Below are 19,242 nucleotides of genomic sequence, written 5' to 3' on the forward strand. Positions count from 1 at the left end.
AAACAATTAACAAACGATATTGATAGAAAATAGACGTAATTACCTATTGATTTTAGACAATTCTTCTGCTATGATACGTATAAATAAAACGTGAGCCGTTCAAGAGTAGGGATCTTGATGACTTTAAAATGTGTGAGAAAAATCATAGAAAGGAAGACAGTACAATGGGGCATTTAACAGGAAAAACAGCAATTATTACAGGAGGCGGACGAGCAGTTTTGAGTGATGGAAGTTGCGGATCCATCGGTTATGGTATCGCAACGGCGTATGCAAAAGAGGGCGCAAATCTTGTAATTACCGGACGTAATGTGAAAAAGCTGGAAGAGGCAAAGGAAGAATTAGAGAGACTCTATGGAATTAAAGTTCTGACGGTACAAGCTGATGTCAATGCAGGTGCTGATAATGAGGCTGCAGTTCAGAATGTAGTAAAACAGGCAATTGATATATTCGGAAGAATTGATGTATTGATCAATAATGCACAGGCATCTGCTTCCGGTGTGACTCTGGAGGACCATACGACAGAGCAGTTTGATCTGGCAATTTATTCCGGTTTGTATGCAGCATTCTACTACATGAAAGCTTGTTACCCGTACTTGAAAGAGTCGAAAGGATCTGTAATTAATTTTGCATCAGGAGCAGGATTGTTCGGTAATTTCGGACAGTGTGCATATGCGGCAGCGAAAGAAGGAATTCGTGGCCTGACCCGTGTCGCTGCAACAGAATGGGGAAAGGATGGAATCAATGTGAATATCGTTTGTCCGTTGGCATGGACAGCTCAGCTTGAGAAATTTCAGATGGCATATCCAGAAGCATTTAAGGCAAATGTGAAAATGCCGCCGGCAGGACATTACGGAAATGTGGAAACAGAGATCGGAAGAGCTTGTGTACAGTTAGCTTCACCAGATTTGAAATATATGAATGGAGAAACCATCACCCTGGAAGGTGGTATGGGACTTCGTCCGTAGGAAACAGATCGAACTTTATGAGGGAATCAGAGGAATGAAAAAGCTCCTGAAAACCTGAGAGAACAGAATCTTTCAGATTTTCAGGAGCTTTGTATTTTACAGAATAGAATCAGACTGTTTTCAATACACGATGATAGCTATGGATGAAATATAAAATTTCAGCGCACCCTGTGATCGTCCAGGAGAAAATATACAAAAGATATAGGGATGGAATCGTATGAAAATATGCAAAAATCGTGTAGATCCAAATCACCCGGAAAACGCAGGATCCTAAAATAACGATGACGGTAGGAATACTTCCTTTTCCGATTCCACGGGATGCTGCAATCGTACAGTCCATAAATGCCGAGACGCAATAAGAAAATCCCATGATGCGGACTCTTTGCATACCAGCTGAGATTACGGATGCTTTGGTAGCGAATAAAGAAAGAAACGGGCGTCCAAAGAAAAACAAAAGTCCACCGAAAATCAGTCCGATGAAAAAGGAATAGCATAAACTGATCAGATAACTTTTTAAGATTCTGGATTTGTTGCCTGCACCCCAGTTTTGTCCGACAAAGCTGGCACATCCGGTATAAAAAGCTGCCATTACGTTGTAGATCAGAGTATCTGCGTTTGCAGCAGCCGCATTTCCAGACACCATGACCGCATCAAAAGAGTTTACACCCATCTGCACAAACAAATTCGCAAAAGCAAAAATGGAATTCTGGATTCCGGCAGGGATTCCAAGAATCAAAATTGAACGGGCAGAGGAAGACTCAATCCGTAGGAAAGTTGGAATAAGCCGACAGGAATCTTTTCGGCGAAGTAAATGAGCAACAATCAATGTAGCAGAGGTATACTGTGCGATCATACTGGCAAGTGCAACACCTGAAGCGGCCATATGGCAGATAATGACAAAAAACAAATTGAGGAATACATTGAGAATTCCCGCAATCGTGAGATATATTAAAGGACGTTTCGTCTCTCCGCGGGCACTTAAAATACCATTTCCACAGTTGTAGATTGCAAGTCCGGGAAATCCCAGAGAATAAATTTTCAGGTAAAAAACGGCTTGATTTAAGAGTTCCTGCTTCGTGTGCAATAAGACTAAAAAACTTCTGGAAAATAAATTGCAGATCAGGCACAACAGGACTCCTGTCAGAAAGGAAATGACAAAAGCACTGTGGATCGATGCCTTGATCGCACGCTGGTTTCCGGATCCCAGGTCGTGTGCTACACGAACGTTGATTCCATTTCCAAGACCGATCATAAAACCGGTAAATAGGGTGACAAGGATGGTTGTGGAGCCCACTGCGCCTAAGGCAGTATAATCAGCGAATTTACCAACAACAGCTACATCGCTCATATTAAAAAGTACTTCAATGACCTGAGAGAACATCAAAGGCAGGCTGAAGAAAAAGAGATTTTTCCACAGCGAGCCGGAGGTCATTTGAATTCCTGAAGTCTGCATAAGAAATTTCCCTCCAAAACAAAAGAATCCAGAAAAAATAATGGGTTTTACGTTTTACAGTATCTACTAGGATACCCTTGATTGAATCGTTTGTAAAGTGAGAAAAATATTGAAAAACGTTTTTCTGTATTGTATAGTAGAGACAGATAAAAACGCGAAACATGCGTAAGATCGGAATTTGAAATAATAGGAGGAGTAAGAGAAGATGTTAGAAAAACTGAAAGAAGAAGTATATCAGGCAAATATGCTGCTACCGAAATATGATCTGGTGACATTTACTTGGGGAAATGTAAGCGGGATTGACCGGGAGAAAGGTCTGTTTGTTATCAAACCGAGCGGAGTAGATTATGACAAGCTGACTCCGGAAGATATGGTTGTTGTGGATCTGGAAGGAAATAAAGTAGAAGGTCGTTATAATCCGTCTTCGGATACGGCAACCCATGTGGTTCTCTACAATCGTTTCCCGGAGATCGGTGGTATCGTACATACTCATTCTTCTTGGGCAACCAGTTGGGCACAGGCAGGAAGAGACATTCCATGTTATGGAACGACCCATGCCGATTATTTGTATGGATCCGTGCCGTGTGTGCGTAATTTGACAAAAGAAGAGATTGACGAAGCTTATGAGAAGAACACCGGAGTTCTGATTGCGGATGAATTTGAGGAAAGAAGACTGGACTACAATGCGACACCGGCAGTTCTCTGCAAAAATCACGGACCGTTTACCTGGGGAAAAGATGCCCATGAAGCAGTGCACAATTCTGTTGTACTGGAAGAGGTGGCAAAAATGGCAGCAAGATGTGAGCAGATCAATTCAGAAGTAAAACCGGCTCCGCAGGAATTGCAGGATAAACATTACTACAGAAAACACGGGGCTAATGCGTACTACGGACAGAATGTGTAAAATTACAGAATAATAGAGAGATAAGAAGAATGGAAGGCGGATATTTGCTTTCCTTTCTTTTTCTATAGAACTGAGCGAAAGTATATAGTTGTTTAAGATTTAGTGACCATGCACGATGAATGCGGCGTGTTTGAAAGCACTTTTTTATGAGTTTTAAGAAAATTACAATTCTAAGTTGACAAGAACAAGTAGAATAGATATTATATATAATAGAAAGGTTAAACGTTTACGCAACTTCGAGAAATGAACGGGTAGAAGATGGGGAATTCAATTTCTATAAAAAAGCTAGCGGAATTAGCAGATGTATCGGTAGCCACAGTATCAAGAGTAATAAACCAAAAAGGTGGATATTCAGCTGAGGTGGAACAGAGGATACAGAAGCTGATTGAAGAATATCATTATACTCCGAATATGCTTGCAAGGGGGTTGCAGAAGAGCAAAGCGTCGGTAATAGGGATTCTGGTTCCGGATATCGTGAATGAACATTTTGCAAAAATTGTGCTGGAATTAGAAAAAGAATTTTTTCAAAATGGATATCTCACGATGATCTGTAATACGAATGAATCTCCGGAATTGGAAAAACGTCATCTGCAGGCGATGGTCGGTCAGAATGTAAGCGGGATTGTTTTATTTTCCGGAAGAGAAGAAAAGGTTGATATGATGGGGATTCCTACGGTGTACGTGAATCGACGTCCAAGAAATGCAGAAGAGTCGGAATGCGCAGTTTTTATTGAATCAGATAATGAAAATGGCGGATATCTGGCAGCAAGTGAATTGATAGAAAAAGAGTGTGATGAAATTTATTTTTTGACAGATACATTGCGTGAGAGTAGTAAATATTCCAGATATCAGGGATATAGAAAAGCAATTTTAGAAAATCGAATCAGCCAGGAATTGGAAGAAGAATATGGTCTGATTTTGACAGAAGATGAAACAGAAGAAAAGATTTCTCCCCAAATAGAGTTATGGATTGAAAAGAGTGGATTGCGAGAAAAAAATAAAATCGGAAAACACTATGGGATTGTATGTGCGACGGACAGTGAGGCTATCGCTGTCATTGATGCTTTGGAAAAAAGAAAAATAGTGGTGCCGAGTCAGGTTATGGTGACAGGATATGATGATGTGCGGATGGCGAAGAACTTTCGGATTCCACTTACAACGGTGCACCAGCCCACAGGGAAGATGGCTCGGGAAGCAGCGAAACAAATGCTGAAATTGATAGCGGGAGAACCGGTCAAAAAGAAAAATTTCAAGGTTCCGGTAGAGTTAATACGGAGAAACTCTACTACAGAGAATTAATAAGAAGGGGATTTGCTTTTTTATTAATACGTAAACGTTTACTTGTTTGATGAACAAGATATCAATGGGGTATGTTGATATAAAACTATGAGGGCCCATCATAGTGTAACTATGGGATGAAATGATTCAAAAGATGAAGGAGAAAATGTATGAAAAAGAGGTTATTGGCAGTGCTGTTGGCAGGAACAATGGTTATGAGTATGGCCGCTTGCGGAGGAAAAGACTCTGGGAAAGAAGAGAAGACTGCAAGCGAAGATGTAGTGAATGTTGCAGTCCTTTTAAAACCGGAATCTAATGAATATTGGGCATCTATGAAAGCCGGAATCGAGGAATGGGCAGCAGATCAGGATGATTTGACGGTTGATATTTATTGCGCAGAGTCAGAAGATAATATACAAGGACAATTGGAACAGATGGAAAATATTATCTCAAAAGATTATGATGCGATCTGTGCAGCACCACTCTCCGCATCTAATCTTGTAGAAGGAGTGCTAAAAGCATGTGATGCAGGTATTCCGGTTGTAAATGTAGATGAAGTTATGGATACAGATGCAATCCGTGAAGGTGGCGGGAATATTGTGGGAACTTACACCACAGATAACGTAGCGGTTGGTGCACAGGGAGCGGAATTTATTTGCAGCAAGATTGAAAGTGGAGAAGTAGCAATTATTGAGGGGACTGCAGGAAATGTAAATTCAAATGCACGTACACAGGGAGCGAGAGATACGTTTGATGCCGCAGACGGAATTGAAGTGGTAGCCAGTCAGCCGGGAGATTGGGATCGTTTGACTTCTATTGATGTCGCAACTAATATTATGCAGTCTAATCCGAATCTGAAAGCATTTTATTGCTGTAATGATACCATGGCATTGGGTGCGTACGAAGCAGTTGTAAATGCAGGAAAACAGGAGCAGGTTATGGTAGTTGGAACCGATGCGATTGCGAATGCAAAAGAGTCTGTAAAAAATGGGGAATTGGCAGCAACAGTAGGACAAGATAATGTACAGATTGGTATTTCTTGTGTAGAAATGGCAGTGAAAGCTGTAAAGGATGGATGGAAGGCCGATGTAGATCAGGAACCATCTATGAATTATATAGATTGTTTCCTGGTTACTCCGGATAATGTAGATGATTATTTATAAAGAATAATTAAGTATAAAATGCTAGGAGGAAGCAACATGAAAAAAGTATTGATCGTCGGAGAGTCTTGGACAGTACAGGAGACGCATGTGAAAGGATTTGATACCGTAGACCTGGGAAGACTGGAACAGGATAGCTCCAGCCATCTGGTAGAAGCGTTGAAAAACGCTGGAATCGAAGTGGATTATCTTCCAAGCCATCTGGCACAGTATCATTTTCCGGATACCGTGGAGCAGTTGAATGAATATTCAGCGATTGCCCTCAGTGATATCGGAAGCAATACCATTATGATGGATCCGATCATGCAGTTTCAGGGAATCCGCAAACCGAATCGTATGCTGGCTATGGTAGATTATGTAAAGAATGGCGGTGGTCTGGCAATGTTCGGAGGATATCTGAGCTTTTCCGGAATTGAAAATAAAGCCAGATATGCTATGACACCATTAGCAGAGATTCTGCCGGTGGAAATGCTAAATTATGATGACCGTATGGAGCACCCGGAAGGAATCGTCCCGGCGGTCGTAAAAGCAGATCATCCGGTATTGTCGGGCACAGAGGGAGAATGGCCGTGGTTCTTAGGCTATAACAAGATCAAGGCAAAACCGGAAGCAGAGGAGATTGCGGTAATCGGAAAAGACGACACCTTTATGGCTTCTATGGAAGTCGGAAAAGGAAGAACCTTTGCGTTCGCTTCTGACTGTGCAATGCACTGGGGTTCCAAAGCGTTTTTGGCATGGGACGGATATCAGAAAGTGATGCCGAATATCTTTAAGTGGCTTGCAAAAGAAATTTAAGACAAGAAATGCAAAAGGCTGCAACGGGAACCGCTTACGCTTGCCTTTGCTCCATAGAGATATCCTTCGAGCAGCGCTGATGCTTGCTCGCAGGAAGTACTGGGGCTTCGGATGTTCTCTTATGCATTCCTTTTGCGAAAGAAATAAGAAGTGACTCAAGAAAGAACCGGAAAGACGTTTCATAAACAGAATCGTCTTTCCGGTTCTTTTAAAATTACCAGTTATTAACCGGTGGTGCGTTGAGATCTGTAGAAGTTCGTACGACCAGATAACTGTCCAGTGTGTCTTTGATCGGCTCTTCGGGAGCCGTTCCCTGAATCCGGGCAAGCAACGCATGGATCGCACGGGCACCCAGTTCATTTTTATCCAGATGAACGGAAGAAAGGGGAGGATTCAAATTGCTGCAGATGAAGACATTATCGAAGCCGATGACTTTGATGTCCTGAGGGATTCGATAGCCTTCTTCCTGAATCGCGCGGATCGCACCGACTGCAGTCTGGTCATTGACGGTAAATAAACCGTCGATTGGAATTTTTTTCTGAAACAATTTTTTCATGCAGTTATATCCGCTGATGTGGGAAAGATCGCCGGGCTCCACATAACTCATATCCAACGGGATGTGGTTATTTTCCAGTACATCGCAGTAAGCGCGGTATCGGCCTTCTTTTTCCCGGGGAAAACGAATATGGGCGATGTGCCGGCAACCGGAGTCGATCAGATGTTGCATGGCATTGATGGCACCGATATACGTGTTGGTGTTAATGGAATCGAATCCGTAGGAGGAAAAATCACGTTCCAACATAACCAATGGAATGGACTTTGGACCATTGTCCAACAGCTGATGCAGCCATTTGGCGTATTCTTCTTTCTGATCCATATGAACCGTAGAACTTAAGATAATTCCGTCCACATAATTATCGGCCAGATCCCGGATGGCGGCTTTTTCCTGCTCAAAGTCTCCGTTGGTATCGTAAATAGTGATGCCATAGCCGTTATCACTGGCGATTCGGAAAATTTCCCGTGTTACATAAGGAAAGAATAATCCGCACATATCCAGAACGACGACTCCGATACGTTTAGTTTCCTGGCTCTTTAGGTTTTTCGCAAAAATATTCGTTTTATAATTTAATTCCTTAATGGCACGGTTGACTTTGTCGGCGGTTTCGTCACTGACATGCTTTGTACCGTTGATAACATGTGAAACGGTAGAGATGGATACACCGGCTCTGCGCGCCACATCTTTGATCGTGATCATAAAATGCCTCTTTCTTTTTCCTATTTATGATGATTTCTATTCTAGGTTCACTTTTGGAATGAGATTGAAAGTAAAGACTCCGAAGGACGATGTCTGTGGATGGCTTTGACTTTTAATAGACAAAAAATGAAAGTGAAAAATCAAACTTCCTATATTTTAGAAGAAAAATGAGGAAAAATCAATTCATTGAAAGAAAATCTGTGGACTGAATAGGAAAAAGAAACGGAATTGTGAAATACTACTAAAAAACAAAGAGAGTATTTGTGAAAATTAGATGTATTGACAGAAAAACGTTTTTCCGCTATAATTTAGACACATTAAGGAAAACGTTTTTATCTGGATTGGAGGATGTAATTATGAAACGTTCAAAAGCAAATGACATTATTCAGTACGCAATCGACGTTATGAAGAAGGCAGGATATCCGCTCCCGCCGTTTGCATACTACGAGAAAGCTGATTGGGAGAAGTTAGGAGAAGACGAGATCGAGCTTGTTGAGAACATGCTGGGATGGGATATCACAGATTTCGGAAGCGGTGATTTCGATCACATCGGTCTTACAATCTTTACATTCCGTAACGGAAACTTCTGGGCAAAAGATAAATACCCGAAGCCGTATGCAGAGAAATATCTGCTGGTAAATGATGGACAGATCTTACCGTTCCACTATCATTGGAGCAAGATGGAAGACATCATCAACAGAGGTGGCGGAGATCTTGAGATTACACTTTACAACTCAACAGAAGAAGACTTCAAAGATGTTGAGGGTGGAAGAAGTGGAAAACCTGGACAGTTCGCTGATACACCGGTTACCGTAACAATCGACGGAAAAGCTGTTACCGTTCCGGCTGGTGGCAAAGTTGTCTGCAAACCTGGACAGAGTATTACACTGAAACCTGGACAGTATCATCAGTGGCAGGGTGTTCCGGGAACTGGAGATGTTATCCTGTTTGAAGTTTCTACTACAAACGATGACACCATCGACAATCGTTTCCATACTGCTGGAGAAAGAATCCCGACAATGGAAGAGGATGTGGAAGCTAAATATCTGATGTTTGCTGATTATCCGAAATATACAAAATTTGATTTCATCAAACATGACTAATTTCTAAGGAAGGACAAGGTGGATCACGATATGAAAAATCTTTCAAAACGTGAGCTGGAAGCCTACTGTGGAGATCTTTCACAGGCATTTGGTATTCAGGAATGTGTCCTGGAAGGCGGAAAAGCCAAAGGAACAAAGGCCTATATCGTAAACAATGGATGCGGACTGGAGATGACAGTTCTTGCGGACAAATGTTTTGCGATTCCGAAAATGTCTTTCAAGGGAGACAACGTAGGATTTATTTCCAAGACAGGAATCTGCGCACCGGAATTCTTCCAGGAGGAAGGTACCAGAGGTTTCTTACGAAACTTTGAGGCAGGATTTCTGACTACATGTGGTTTGACTTATGTAGGTACGCCGGGTGTGGAAGACGGACAGCCCAACGGACTTCACGGAGTGATTTCCAATACACCGATCGAACATGCTTCTTCGAAAGTAGAGTGGGACGGTGACAAGGCATGGCTCGTATTAAACGGACATGCAAGAGAGGGATATCTGTTTGGACCGAATCTTGAGATTCGAAGAGACATCCGCATGAATACCAAGGAAAATAAACTTTGGATTCATGACGAGGTAGAGAATCATGGATTTGATACACAGCCGTTAATGCTTCTGTATCATTTCAACATGGGTTATCCGATGTTGGACGGAAGCTGTAAAGTATATACCAATTATGACAAGATCGTTCCGAGAGATCCACATTCCGCAGAAGGAATGGAAGATTGTGAACAGTTCCTGGATCCGATCGATGGATATGAGGAAAAAGTATATTTCCGTTCTGTTTCGGATGAATCTGTTAAAAAAGGATATGTACTCTTACATAATGAAAATCTTCAAAAAGCAGTTCTGATTCATCTGGATCCGGAAGCACTTCCGGTTCTGAATCAGTGGAACAGTCCGAGATCCGGCGATTATGCACTGGGTCTGGAACCTGGAACCGCACATGTTGGCGGACGAATCCGGGCAAAAGAAGATGGCTCCTTAAAATATATCGAGCCGGGCGAAGTGAAAACCTTCGATATTGAGGTCGAGTTTATCGACTGCACAACAGAAAATGAAAAGCTGAGCGCTTTCATTAAATAAAATTTTTATGTTCAAGGAGGAAGAAACATGAAAAAGAGAATGTTAGCAGTATTGTTAGCAGGTGTTATGACTTTAGGTTTAGCAGCCTGCGGTGGCAGCGGATCCGATTCCAAGGCCGATTCTAAGGATTCCGGAAGCTCTGATGGAGACATCAACATCGCAGTTCTTCTGAAACCAGAGTCAAATGAGTACTGGGCTTCTATGAAAGCTGGTATCGAAGATTGGGCAAAAGATCAGGACGGAGTAAGCGTAGACGTATACTGTGCTGAATCAGAAGACAATATCCAGGGACAGTTGGAGCAGATGGAAAACATCATTTCAAAAGATTATGATGCAATCTGTGCAGCACCGCTTTCCGCATCTAACTTGGTAGAAGGTGTTCTGAAAGCTTGTGACGCTGGAATCCCGGTAGTAAACGTGGATGAAGGTATCGACGCTGAGGCTGTAAAAGAAGGCGGCGGAAACATGGTTGGTATGTACACAACGGATAACGTATTAGTTGGACAGAAAGCTGCTGAGTACATCACAGAGCAGATCGGTTCCGGTGAAGTAGCAATCATCGAAGGAACAGCAGGAAACGTAACATCTAACGACCGTACAAAAGGTGCTACAGATTACTTCGAGAGCCAGGATGGAATGAAAGTAGTAGCAAGCCAGCCAGGAGACTGGGATAGACTGACCTCTATCGACGTAGCAACAAACATTATGCAGTCCAATCCGGATCTGAAAGCATTCTACTGCGCAAATGATACCATGGCACTTGGTGTATACGAAGCAGTTGTAAACGCTGGAAAACAGGATCAGGTAATGGTAGTAGGAACTGATGCAATTGCAAACGCAAAAGAGTCTGTAAAGAATGGCGAGATGGCAGCAACAGTTGGACAGGACAACGTAGGTATCGGTGTTGCTTGTTGTGAACTGGCAGTAAAAGCAGTAAAAGACGGCTGGAAAGCTGATCCGAGTGCAGAGATGCCTGTTGAATACATCGACTCCTTCCTTGTAACAAAGGACAACGTTGATGATTATCTGTAAGATTTTCATTCAGATAGTGTGAATAAACTTTAAAAATAAATTCCGGGTCTTCGGATCCGGAATTTATTTCTAAAAAAGCAAGAAACAGCCAAAGAACAAAGAGGGAAAAATATGGAAAATTTGGTAGAAATGAAAAATATGACGATGAAGTTTCCCGGAGTCATCGCCCTGAACAATGTATCCTTCGATCTGAGACCGGGAGAAGTACATATCCTTCTTGGAGAGAACGGTGCGGGAAAGTCCACATTGGTAAAGATGCTGAGTGGAATCAACAAGCCGACATCCGGAGAAATCATCTTAAACGGAAAGACCTACGATCATCTGACACCGAAGGATTCGATGGAGAATAAGATCGCAATCATCTATCAGGAACTGAGTGTGGTCAACGAGCTGTCGATCGCCGAGAACCTGTTTGTAGGAAAACTGCCGAAGAAAACGGTAGCAGGAATCAAAGTAGTAGATTATAAGAAAATGAATGCAGAGGCCGAGAAGTACATGAAGGAAATCGGTCTGAACAGAAGTCCATCCACCCTGGTGCAGGACATCTCTATTTCAGAGAAACAGCAGGTGGAAATCGCAAAAGCCCTGGCGAGCCAGGCAAAGATCATCATCATGGATGAACCAACATCTTCTTTATCTATAGAAGAGACAGAAGATCTGTTTAAGATCATTGAGAAATTGAAAAAGAATGGAATTGGAATCATTTACATTTCGCATAAATTAAAAGAGCTCAAGCAGATCGGAGACCGTGTAACCGTTCTGAAGGATGGATGCTATGTCAATACCGTAAATGTAGCAGACATCGAAGTGGAAGACATGATCCCGATGATGGTAGGACGTAAGATCAAGAGCGTCTACCCTGGAAAGAGCAAAGCATACGATGAAAACGAAATCGCATTTGAAGTGAAACACCTGACCCGAAAAGACGGAACAGCAAAGGATATCAGCTTCCAGGTACATAAGGGAGAGATCCTTGGATTTGCGGGACTGATCGGAGCAGGAAGATCAGAATGTATGGAAGGAATCTTCGGAGCAAAACCGATCAGCTCGGGAGAAATCTACTTACATGGAAAGAAGCTGGAGATCAAGGATACCTACAAGGCCCTGAAACAGGGAATCGCGATGGTAACTGAGAACCGAAGAGAGACTGGATTCTTCCAGAACTTCGAGATCTGGAGAGAGACCTCCGTCACTGTCAACCTGAAAAAGTCTAAGATGGGCGGCTTCTCCGGACTGGTCAATGAGAAGAAAGAGCGTCAGATTGCTGAGGAACAGGTGAAAAAACTGAATACCAAATGTTCCGGAATCGATCAGATGACCGTGAATCTGTCCGGAGGAAACCAGCAGAAGGTCATCATCGGAAAGTGGCTGGCGGTAGATTCCGAAGTGTTTATCTTTGATGAACCGACCAAGGGAATCGACGTAGGAGCAAAGAGCGAGATCTATGACATCATGAGAGGCATGGCAGATCAGGGAAAAGCCATCATCATGGTATCATCCGAGATGCCGGAGCTGCTGTCAACCTGTGACCGGATTATCGTATTTAGAAACGGAGAGATTTCAGGAATCCTGAACAATGAAGAGGCAACTGAAGAGAAGATCATGTATGCAGCAGTTGCAGTAGATTAAGAGGTGGAAGAAAATGACAAAAGCAAAATTCAAATCATTTTGGGATAAGTTTGGAACGCTGACAATACTGATTTTTCTGATGGCATGTCTGTCAATCGCGTCTCCAAAATACTTTTTGACACTTGATAACTTTAAGCAGATCGGTCTGCAGAGTACCGTATATATCCTGCTTGCATTCGGAGAGTTCTTCGCGATCCTGCTTGCCGGAATCGACCTGTCCGTTGGTTCAGTTGCAGCGTTGACCGGAACCTTTATCGCATTGATGCTGAAAGCAGAAGTACCGGTTGTGGCAGCAATCCTGTTAGGACTGCTGATCTCTATCGTATTTGGTATTGTAAACGGAGCACTGATCAATGCCTTGGATCTGCATCCATTCGTAGTAACCCTTGGTACCAACACTATTTTCCGTGGAATCACTCTGGTAATTTCCAAAGGATCCCCGATCTACGGACTGCCGGCAAGTTTCAAAAACCTGTCCAGTTATGTAGCAGGATTCCCGATCCCGTTGATCTTCGCGTTGGTCATGACCGTAATCCTGGTATGGTTTACCAACAATACGGTAGCAGCAAGAAACCTGTATGCATTGGGTGGAAATAAACAGTCTGCATGGTATTCCGGAATTAATACACAGAGATACACCCTGTTTGCACATATCCTGGCATCCTTCCTTGCAGGTATTGCCGGTGTCATCATGACAAGCCGTGTAGGAGCTGCAGAGCCGACTGCCGGTGACGGATATGAGACCTTTGCGATCGCAGCATGTATCATCGGAGGAACCTCATTCTTCGGAGGAAAAGGAAAGATCTTCGGCGTACTGCTTGGAGGACTGACCATCGGAACCATCACAAACGGATTGAACATCCTGAACGTATCCAGTTACTATCAGAAGATCGTAATGGGTGCCCTGATCATTGGATCTGTTGCCCTTGAAAAACTGGTAAGTAATTCTGTAAAGAACTAAGAATCAGCAAAAGAAAAGTATAAGTAAAGGACGTTGATATGTGAGTATCAACGTCCTTTTTGATTCTGCAAACAAACGAAACAGGAGCGTGAAAATTATTCTGCAATAACTACATTCACCATCTCTTCCAATTGTTTTCGGGTATCATTTGGAATGCCGGAGTCGGTGATCAACAGATCCACATCCGACCAGGGAGCGACTTCTACCAGAGAAGCATGGGTGAATTTACTGCTGTCGGCAAGTACAATACTTCGGTTGCAGCGCCGGATATATTCCTGCTTGATCTGGATTTCTTCAAAGCCTTTGGCACAGATGCCGTTTCGGTTCTGAACACCGCTGGTTCCGATAAAGGAAACATCCAGAGAAAGCTTTTGCAGGGACTGGACGGCCTGTTCCCCGGTATAAGACATTTCGGTTTTATTATATTCTCCGCCCAGTGCGTAAAGTCGGTTCTTTGTTCCGGCGATACTGTGCATGACGGGATGAGAGTTGGTGACGATCAGTCGGTTCTCCATTCGACTCAGATAGGAAGTCAGCAATGCGACAGTGCTTCCGGTATCCATTCCGATAACGCTGTCTTCTCCGGGAATAAATTCCAGTGCTTTTTTGACAATCTTGTCTTTGGGGAGAAAATTTTCCTTCTGACGGCTGACTAAAGGTCCGATTTCTTCCACAGAAGTGAGTCTTGCTCCACCGTAAACCTTTTCCAGAATTCCTTTCTTTTCTAAAAAGGAAAAGTCCTGTCGGATGGTCTCGGTAGAAACGCCAAATAAGTAGGCTGCTGTTTCGGTCTCTAATTTCCCTTTCTCATGGATCAGTTCGATAATCTGTTCTCTGCGCTGTGCGATCTCCTGCGCTTTCATACGAGTCCCCTCCTATGTTTATCATTTATTCACCAAGAATCATGAGAATGATGTTTAAAGGACATTCTCGATTTCTACATGATTTTTGTGTATCGCTTTCTTATTGTTTTTTTTGGATTTAATGTTATTTTACATGAAAAACTTGGAATTTGCAATAAAAACCAAGAAATTGCAAAAAATATTTTGGGATTTATTTGCTTTTCTGGAAAAATAATTTGGTTTTCTGGGATTTAACATTGACTTTTTTCTATCAGAATCGCATAATCAAGATAAAGAACGAGATGTGTGAGAAAAATCACAGGAGGACAGAGGATGGAAAAATACAGATTAGCGATTGACGTCGGGGGAACGAAAATTGCATATGGAATTTTTAATGAGGAAAATGAAATTATTTTCAGACACCGGACAGCGACTCCACTGGAGATTATGCCGGATGAATTTACAGAAAAACTGTATACAGAGATCGATGAAGTGCTAGAGAAGTCAGGAATCCCACTTTCAGAATTGAAGGGAATCAGTGTGGGAATGCCTTCTTATGTAGATTATGAGAACGGAATCGTAGTGACTTCCGGAAGTATTCATAATATTAAAAATTATCCGGCAAAAGCAGTTCTGGAGAAAAAATATCCGGGTGTGCGTATCGTGATCGACGGAGATACCAATATGGCGGCTCTGGCCGAACATGAATTCGGAGCCGGAAGAGGTTTCAAACACATGGTTTACTGTGCACTCAGTACCGGACTTGGCACCGGTTTTATCGTGAATAATGATCTGTTCCGCGGAAGTTATGGCGGGGCAGGAGAATCCGGTCACATGCTGATCACGCCGGGGGAAGGTCTGGAATGCGGATGCGGAAATAAAGGCTGCTTCATGAGTTATGCCTGCGGTTCTTTTATTGCAAAGCATGCACAGCTTGCGATCAAGAATGGAGAAAAATCTATCATGAGCGATATGGTATCAGATGTATCTGAGATCACCAGTGTTCATGTAGGAGAGGCTTATAAAAAGGGAGATGAACTGGCAAAACGTCTGATGGATCAGTTGATCTATTATATTGCCTTACATATTTACAACCTGTTTATCGCATTTAACATCAACTGCTATGTATGCGGTGGAGGCCTTTTGAATATGGGAGATTTCTTCCTGGAAGAAATTCAGAAACAGGTGGATGAGTTCAACAAGCAGGAAAATCAGAAAATTTACATCAAAGCCGCAGAACTTGGCGGAGACAACGGAATCATTGGCTGCGCAGTTGCACTGGAGAAATAAAAGTAAAGAAAATATAGGGCTTAGATAAAAAACGTATGGAAGAAAATCAGAGAAAGGAAATGGATATGTCTTATTTTGGAAAACCAACTGCAAGAATTGCAAAAATGAAAGAAGATCTCTTGAATGCACAGGCACAGGTTTGTGTAGAAAGAGCGATTTATACCACAGAAGCTTATAAGAAACATAAAGATAAGCTTCCGATTTTGAAACGTGCATATGCAATCAAAAACACATTGGATAACATGACCATTTTTATTGAAGATGGTGGTCTGCTTGCCGGTAATCAGGCAAGTGTGAATCGTGCAGCTCCGATTTTCCCGGAGTATGCGATTGACTGGGTGATCGATGAACTGGATGAATTCGAAAAGCGTGACGGAGATGCATTCTATATTTCTGAGGAGAATAAAAAAGTATTAAGAGAGATTGCTCCGTTCTGGGAAGGTCAGACAGTGAAAGACAAAGGTCTGGCACTGATGCCTCCGCTTGCAAGAAAATGTTACGATCTTGGAATTATCAAAGTAGAGGGAAATATTACGGCCGGAGATGCCCATCTTGCAGTGGATTATGACAAATTGCTGAAAGTAGGACTGAAAGGAATTCGTGAGGAAGCACAGGCAGGAAAAGATAAACTGAACCTGGCAGAATTCAGTGACCTGAAAAAGGTATATTTCTATGATGCGGTCCTGATTTTGATCGATGCCTGCATCAATTTTGCACATCGCTATGCAACACTGGCAGAAGAGATGGCAGTGAAAGAAACGGATGCTACAAGAAAACAGGAACTGATGGAACTGGCTCATGTATGTCGAAGAGTTCCGGAATATCCGGCAGAAAGCTTCCATGAAGCTGTACAGAGTGTCTGGTTCTTACATCTGATCCTCCAGATCGAATCCAGCGGACATTCTCTGTCTTTCGGACGTTTTGATCAGTTTATGTATCCTTATTTTGAGCAGGATCTGAAAACGGGAAAGATCACAGAAGAAAGAGCACTGGAGCTTCTGGAAAATCTGTGGCTGAAAACATTTACCATCAATAAGATCCGAAGCGAATCTCATACAAAATTTTCAGCAGGAAGTCCGCTGTATCAGAATGTATGTATTGGGGGACAGAAGACAGATGGAAGCGATGCAGTAAATGACCTGTCTTTCATGGTTTTGAAATCTGTAGCTCAGTTGAAACTGACTCAGCCAAACCTGTCTGTTCGTTACCACAAGGGCGTTTCGGATGCGTTTATGAAAGAATGTATCGAAGTGATCAAACTTGGATTCGGTATGCCGTCCTTTAACAGTGATGAGATTATTATCGATCAGTTTATCAATAAAGGCGTTTCCAGAGAAGACGCCATGAATTACAGTTCCATCGGATGTATTGAGGTTTCGATTCCTGGGAAGTTCGGATTCCGTTGTTCAGGAATGAACTTTATGAACTTCCCGAGAATTCTGATGATTGCGTTGAATCAGGGTGTGGATGTGACTTCCGGAGAGAAGATTTTCGATACACCGATTCACTTCCGCGATATGACCAGTTTTGATCAGGTATGGCAGGCGTGGATTGATACTGTAAAATTCTTTACACCGATCAGTGTTTGTCTGGACAGCTGTGCGGATTATGCATTGGAGATGGAAGTACCGGATTCTCTGTGTTCTGCATTAGTCGGAGAGTGTTTGAAGCGAGGACTTCATCTGAAAGAAGGTGGAGCGGTTTATGACTTCATCGGACCTCTGCAGGTAGGAATTGCCAATCTGGGAGATTCCCTGGCAGCCATCAAAAAACTGGTATTTGAAGAGAAACGGATCACCCCGGCTAAGCTTTGGGATACTTTGATGGCAGATTATCAGAACGAAGATGGTTGGAAAGTCCGTGAGATGCTGATCCATGATGCACCGAAATACGGAAATGATGATGATTACGTAGATAACCTGACAAGAGATGCATATCAGGTATATATTGATGAAATTGCCAAGTACCATAATACGCGGTATGGACGGGGACCGATAGGCGGCGGATATTTCCCGGGAACGTCATCCATATCCGCGAATGTGCCACAGGGAGCCGGACTTTGCGCGACTCCGGATGGCCGTAGAAAAGGAGAACCGCTTGCAGAAGGATGCTCACCGTCACACAGCATGGATACCCATGGCCCGACTGCAGTCTTTAAGTCTGTATCCAAGCTGCCGACCCTCAAATTAAACGGGGGCGTCCTTCTCAATCAAAAACTGACACCGCAGAGTCTGGAGCAGGAGAGAGATGTACAGAAGTTGATTTTGATGTTACGTACCTTCTTTGATACCCTGAAAGGATATCATGTGCAGTACAATGTGGTGAATCGGGAAACGCTCCTGGATGCCCAGAAACATCCGGAAAAACACAGAGATCTGATCGTGCGTGTTGCCGGTTACAGTGCATTCTTCAATGTATTGTCCACGGAGACACAGAATGATATCATAGAACGTACAGAGCATGTACTGTAAAGAATCTGTGGAAATGAGAGCTGATAAAAACAAGTGTATGCATGAAGTGTAGAAAGTATGAAGTAAGAGTAAGAACACGGAAAATCAGAACCAGGAAGGAAAAGGAAGATGCCAAAGGGAATTATATTTAACATTCAGAAATTTTCGATCCACGACGGACCGGGGATTCGTACAACCGTATTCTTAAAAGGCTGTCCTTTGAACTGCCGATGGTGTGCTAATCCGGAGTCAAAGAGTGCAGAGGAGGAAATTTTGTATACCCAGAAAACTTGTCTGCACTGCTCTTCTTGTGTGGCAGCCTGTCCGGCGGGAGGTTTGCATTTTGATGAAAATGGAATGTTGAAGTTTTCGAAGGATCTGTGTACGCACTGTATGTCCTGTGTGGCAGCCTGTCCATCCCACGCGTTGACGGTGGAAGGCGAGGAATATACGGTGGAACAGGTAGTGGAAGAGGCGATGAAAGATCAGCCTTTCTATGAAAAATCCGGCGGAGGTGTGACGCTGTCTGGGGGAGAACCACTTTTGCAGAAAGAGTTTACGCTTGCGCTATTGAAAGCGTTGAAAAAAGAAGGAATTCACACCACGATTGAGACGACGGCTTACACAGAACCTGAGTATTTTAAGGAAGTTCTTCCTTATATTGATCTGCTCTATACAGATGTGAAACATCCGGATGACGCCATGCATCAGAAAATGACGGATGTTTCCAATGAGCGGATCCTGAAAAATATCCGATATGCCATCGAGCAGGGAAAAGAACTGGTGGCGAGAGTTCCTGTAATCCCGAGATTTAATCACTCGGTGGAAGTGGCAGAAAAATATGCGATCCTGTTTCAGGATCTGGGCGTAAAAAACGTACACCTGCTTCCGTTCCACCAGATGGGACAGGGTAAATGGGAAGCTCTGGGTCTTGACTATCTGTATGAAAACGATAAAAACATGAAGAAGGAGGAAGTCTTTGAAATGCGGGATGTTCTGGAAAAAGCAGGACTGAACGTACAGGTCGGAGGCTGAGAAAAGA

Annotated in this window: 16 protein-coding genes; 13 read left to right on the forward strand and 3 right to left on the reverse strand. The window is 42.9% G+C overall.

Annotation, left to right across the window (positions count from 1 at the left end; genetic code table 11):
• Nucleotides 1-164: 164 nt before the first annotated feature.
• Entirely contained in the window at nt 165-965 is an 801-nt protein-coding gene (locus KGMB01110_RS10965) for an SDR family NAD(P)-dependent oxidoreductase (RefSeq protein WP_119298348.1), read from the forward strand.
• A gap of 109 nt (nt 966-1,074) precedes the next feature.
• On the opposite strand, the gene KGMB01110_RS10970 is transcribed toward KGMB01110_RS10965, so the two are convergent.
• Nucleotides 1,075-2,418 (reverse strand): MATE family efflux transporter, encoded by a 1,344-nt coding sequence (locus KGMB01110_RS10970; RefSeq protein WP_119298350.1) that lies wholly within the window; start codon nt 2,416-2,418, stop codon nt 1,075-1,077.
• Between the two features lie 205 nt (nt 2,419-2,623).
• On the opposite strand from KGMB01110_RS10970, the gene KGMB01110_RS10975 reads away from it, so the two are divergent.
• The 4 genes from KGMB01110_RS10975 to KGMB01110_RS10990 all read left to right on the forward strand — a co-directional run bounded on the left by KGMB01110_RS10975 (nt 2,624) and on the right by KGMB01110_RS10990 (nt 6,555).
• The gene (locus KGMB01110_RS10975; protein WP_117603657.1) at nt 2,624-3,322 is read left to right on the forward strand and encodes an L-ribulose-5-phosphate 4-epimerase; all 699 of its coding nucleotides are present in this window, start codon (nt 2,624-2,626) and stop codon (nt 3,320-3,322) included.
• Between the two features lie 258 nt (nt 3,323-3,580).
• Entirely contained in the window at nt 3,581-4,621 is a 1,041-nt protein-coding gene (locus tag KGMB01110_RS10980; RefSeq protein WP_117603658.1) for a LacI family DNA-binding transcriptional regulator, read from the forward strand.
• A 149-nt stretch (nt 4,622-4,770) separates the two neighbouring features.
• Nucleotides 4,771-5,763 (forward strand): D-allose transporter substrate-binding protein, encoded by a 993-nt coding sequence (gene alsB, locus KGMB01110_RS10985; protein WP_119298352.1) that lies wholly within the window; start codon nt 4,771-4,773, stop codon nt 5,761-5,763.
• Nucleotides 5,764-5,799: 36 nt separating this feature from the next.
• Nucleotides 5,800-6,555, forward strand: a complete 756-nt coding sequence (locus KGMB01110_RS10990; protein WP_170141715.1) for a glutamine amidotransferase — start codon at nt 5,800-5,802, stop codon at nt 6,553-6,555.
• 214 nt (nt 6,556-6,769) lie between these two features.
• On the opposite strand, the gene KGMB01110_RS10995 is transcribed toward KGMB01110_RS10990, so the two are convergent.
• The gene (locus KGMB01110_RS10995) at nt 6,770-7,834 is read right to left on the reverse strand and encodes a LacI family DNA-binding transcriptional regulator (RefSeq protein WP_279220933.1); all 1,065 of its coding nucleotides are present in this window, start codon (nt 7,832-7,834) and stop codon (nt 6,770-6,772) included.
• Nucleotides 7,835-8,166: 332 nt separating this feature from the next.
• Between KGMB01110_RS10995 and KGMB01110_RS11000 the strand changes: the two genes are divergently transcribed.
• The 5 genes from KGMB01110_RS11000 to KGMB01110_RS11020 all read left to right on the forward strand — a co-directional run bounded on the left by KGMB01110_RS11000 (nt 8,167) and on the right by KGMB01110_RS11020 (nt 13,618).
• Entirely contained in the window at nt 8,167-8,913 is a 747-nt protein-coding gene (locus KGMB01110_RS11000) for a D-lyxose/D-mannose family sugar isomerase (protein ID WP_117603662.1), read from the forward strand.
• Between the two features lie 30 nt (nt 8,914-8,943).
• Nucleotides 8,944-9,996: an aldose 1-epimerase family protein gene (locus KGMB01110_RS11005; protein WP_117603663.1), complete on the forward strand. Its 1,053-nt coding sequence runs from the start codon at nt 8,944-8,946 to the stop codon at nt 9,994-9,996.
• 27 nt (nt 9,997-10,023) lie between these two features.
• The gene (gene alsB / locus KGMB01110_RS11010) at nt 10,024-11,028 is read left to right on the forward strand and encodes a D-allose transporter substrate-binding protein (RefSeq protein WP_117603664.1); all 1,005 of its coding nucleotides are present in this window, start codon (nt 10,024-10,026) and stop codon (nt 11,026-11,028) included.
• 111 nt (nt 11,029-11,139) lie between these two features.
• Nucleotides 11,140-12,657, forward strand: coding sequence for a sugar ABC transporter ATP-binding protein (locus KGMB01110_RS11015; RefSeq protein ID WP_119298358.1), 1,518 nt, complete (start codon nt 11,140-11,142; stop codon nt 12,655-12,657).
• A gap of 13 nt (nt 12,658-12,670) precedes the next feature.
• Nucleotides 12,671-13,618 (forward strand): ABC transporter permease subunit, encoded by a 948-nt coding sequence (locus KGMB01110_RS11020; protein WP_119298360.1) that lies wholly within the window; start codon nt 12,671-12,673, stop codon nt 13,616-13,618.
• Nucleotides 13,619-13,713: 95 nt separating this feature from the next.
• On the opposite strand, the gene KGMB01110_RS11025 is transcribed toward KGMB01110_RS11020, so the two are convergent.
• Entirely contained in the window at nt 13,714-14,481 is a 768-nt protein-coding gene (locus KGMB01110_RS11025; protein WP_119298362.1) for a DeoR/GlpR family DNA-binding transcription regulator, read from the reverse strand.
• Between the two features lie 312 nt (nt 14,482-14,793).
• Between KGMB01110_RS11025 and KGMB01110_RS11030 the strand changes: the two genes are divergently transcribed.
• The 3 genes from KGMB01110_RS11030 (at nt 14,794) to KGMB01110_RS11040 (ending at nt 19,235) form a co-directional block, all read left to right on the forward strand.
• On the forward strand, nt 14,794-15,750 hold the full coding sequence (locus KGMB01110_RS11030) for an ROK family protein (RefSeq protein WP_117604330.1): 957 nt from the start codon (nt 14,794-14,796) through the stop codon (nt 15,748-15,750).
• Nucleotides 15,751-15,815: 65 nt separating this feature from the next.
• Complete coding sequence (locus KGMB01110_RS11035) at nt 15,816-18,221, forward strand: glycyl radical protein (RefSeq protein WP_119299197.1); 2,406 nt, start codon at nt 15,816-15,818, stop codon at nt 18,219-18,221.
• A gap of 108 nt (nt 18,222-18,329) precedes the next feature.
• Nucleotides 18,330-19,235 carry a glycyl-radical enzyme activating protein gene (locus KGMB01110_RS11040; RefSeq protein ID WP_119298364.1) on the forward strand — a complete coding sequence of 302 codons (906 nt, stop codon included), beginning with the start codon at nt 18,330-18,332 and terminating at the stop codon, nt 19,233-19,235.
• The last annotated feature ends 7 nt before the right edge of the window (nt 19,236-19,242 follow it).

Source organism: Mediterraneibacter butyricigenes (assembly GCF_003574295.1).
GTDB classification, from domain to species: domain Bacteria; phylum Bacillota; class Clostridia; order Lachnospirales; family Lachnospiraceae; genus Mediterraneibacter_A; species Mediterraneibacter_A butyricigenes.

Bases quoted from the DNA above. Each gene is read 5' to 3' on its own strand.
- KGMB01110_RS10965 (WP_119298348.1), top strand. From the start codon at position 165: ATGGGGCATTTAACAGGAAAAACAGCAATTATTACAGGAGGCGGACGA.
- KGMB01110_RS10970 (WP_119298350.1), bottom strand. From the start codon at position 2,418: ATGCAGACTTCAGGAATTCAAATGACCTCCGGCTCGCTGTGGAAAAAT.
- KGMB01110_RS10975 (WP_117603657.1), top strand. From the start codon at position 2,624: ATGTTAGAAAAACTGAAAGAAGAAGTATATCAGGCAAATATGCTGCTA.
- KGMB01110_RS10980 (WP_117603658.1), top strand. From the start codon at position 3,581: ATGGGGAATTCAATTTCTATAAAAAAGCTAGCGGAATTAGCAGATGTA.
- alsB (WP_119298352.1), top strand. From the start codon at position 4,771: ATGAAAAAGAGGTTATTGGCAGTGCTGTTGGCAGGAACAATGGTTATG.
- KGMB01110_RS10990 (WP_170141715.1), top strand. From the start codon at position 5,800: ATGAAAAAAGTATTGATCGTCGGAGAGTCTTGGACAGTACAGGAGACG.
- KGMB01110_RS11000 (WP_117603662.1), top strand. From the start codon at position 8,167: ATGAAACGTTCAAAAGCAAATGACATTATTCAGTACGCAATCGACGTT.
- KGMB01110_RS11005 (WP_117603663.1), top strand. From the start codon at position 8,944: ATGAAAAATCTTTCAAAACGTGAGCTGGAAGCCTACTGTGGAGATCTT.
- alsB (WP_117603664.1), top strand. From the start codon at position 10,024: ATGAAAAAGAGAATGTTAGCAGTATTGTTAGCAGGTGTTATGACTTTA.
- KGMB01110_RS11015 (WP_119298358.1), top strand. From the start codon at position 11,140: ATGGAAAATTTGGTAGAAATGAAAAATATGACGATGAAGTTTCCCGGA.
- KGMB01110_RS11020 (WP_119298360.1), top strand. From the start codon at position 12,671: ATGACAAAAGCAAAATTCAAATCATTTTGGGATAAGTTTGGAACGCTG.
- KGMB01110_RS11025 (WP_119298362.1), bottom strand. From the start codon at position 14,481: ATGAAAGCGCAGGAGATCGCACAGCGCAGAGAACAGATTATCGAACTG.
- KGMB01110_RS11030 (WP_117604330.1), top strand. From the start codon at position 14,794: ATGGAAAAATACAGATTAGCGATTGACGTCGGGGGAACGAAAATTGCA.
- KGMB01110_RS11035 (WP_119299197.1), top strand. From the start codon at position 15,816: ATGTCTTATTTTGGAAAACCAACTGCAAGAATTGCAAAAATGAAAGAA.
- KGMB01110_RS11040 (WP_119298364.1), top strand. From the start codon at position 18,330: ATGCCAAAGGGAATTATATTTAACATTCAGAAATTTTCGATCCACGAC.